The organism is Pseudomonas cyclaminis, from assembly GCF_015163715.1.
Taxonomy (GTDB): domain Bacteria; phylum Pseudomonadota; class Gammaproteobacteria; order Pseudomonadales; family Pseudomonadaceae; genus Aquipseudomonas; species Aquipseudomonas cyclaminis.
The window spans coordinates 1-828 of the sequence record NZ_JADDUM010000376.1 but is presented as its reverse complement, the minus strand read 5'-3'; the positions used below and the strand labels follow the sequence as shown (position 1 = coordinate 828).

Sequence of the window (828 nt, the reverse complement as noted above, 5' to 3'; positions counted from 1 at the left end):
GCGAAGGCGTGGACTTTATCCTGATCAATCCCGCCGCTTTTACGCATACAAGTGTTGCATTACGTGACGCGCTGCTGGCGGTGAGCATCCCATTCATCGAAGTGCATTTATCGAACGTGCATAAACGCGAAGCTTTCCGCCATCACTCTTACTTCTCAGACGTAGCGGTAGGAGTGATCTGCGGCCTTGGCGCCAGCGGTTACCGACTGGCCCTGGAGGCCGCCCTGGAACAACTTGAACAACCGGCCAAGCGCCCCTGACCGACCCTTGGGAGTTGATGATTCATGGATATCCGTAAAGTTAAGAAATTGATCGAACTGCTGGAAGAGTCCGGCATCGACGAGCTGGAAATCAAGGAAGGCGAAGAGTCCGTACGGATCAGCCGCCACAGCAAGACCCCGGCCCAACAGTTCTACGCGCCACAGATGCAAGCACAGGCTCCAGCCGCTGCACCTGCTGCCGCGCCAGCTGCTGCCGCTGCGCCTGCTGCCCCGGCCGCGCCGGCACTGAACGGTTTCGTGGTCAAGTCGCCAATGGTCGGTACTTTCTACCGCACCCCGGCTCCGACCTCGCCAGCCTTCGTTGAAGTCGGCAAGACTGTGAAAGTGGGCGACACCATCTGCATCGTTGAAGCGATGAAAATGATGAACCACATCACGGCCGAAAAAGCCGGCGTCATCGAATCCATCCTGGTAGAAAACGGTCAGCCGGTTGAGTACGACCAGCCGCTGTTCACCATCGTTTGAACCGCGGAGCGCCTTCGATGTTGAAACCTGCGAAGAAACTGCAAAAAGTCCTGATCGCCAACCGCGGCGAGATCGCGCTGCG

General features: G+C 57.9%; 2 protein-coding genes. Both read left to right on the top strand.

The annotated features are described in order from the left end of the window. The coding region (locus IQK56_RS30640; protein ID WP_193901977.1) for a type II 3-dehydroquinate dehydratase at positions 1-260 on the top strand (260 nt) is incomplete at its 5' end. 24 nt (positions 261-284) lie between these two features. After that, positions 285-746 carry an acetyl-CoA carboxylase biotin carboxyl carrier protein gene (accB, locus tag IQK56_RS30635; protein WP_193864081.1) on the top strand — a complete coding sequence of 154 codons (462 nt, stop codon included), beginning with the start codon at positions 285-287 and terminating at the stop codon, positions 744-746. Positions 747-828: the final 82 nt, after the last annotated feature.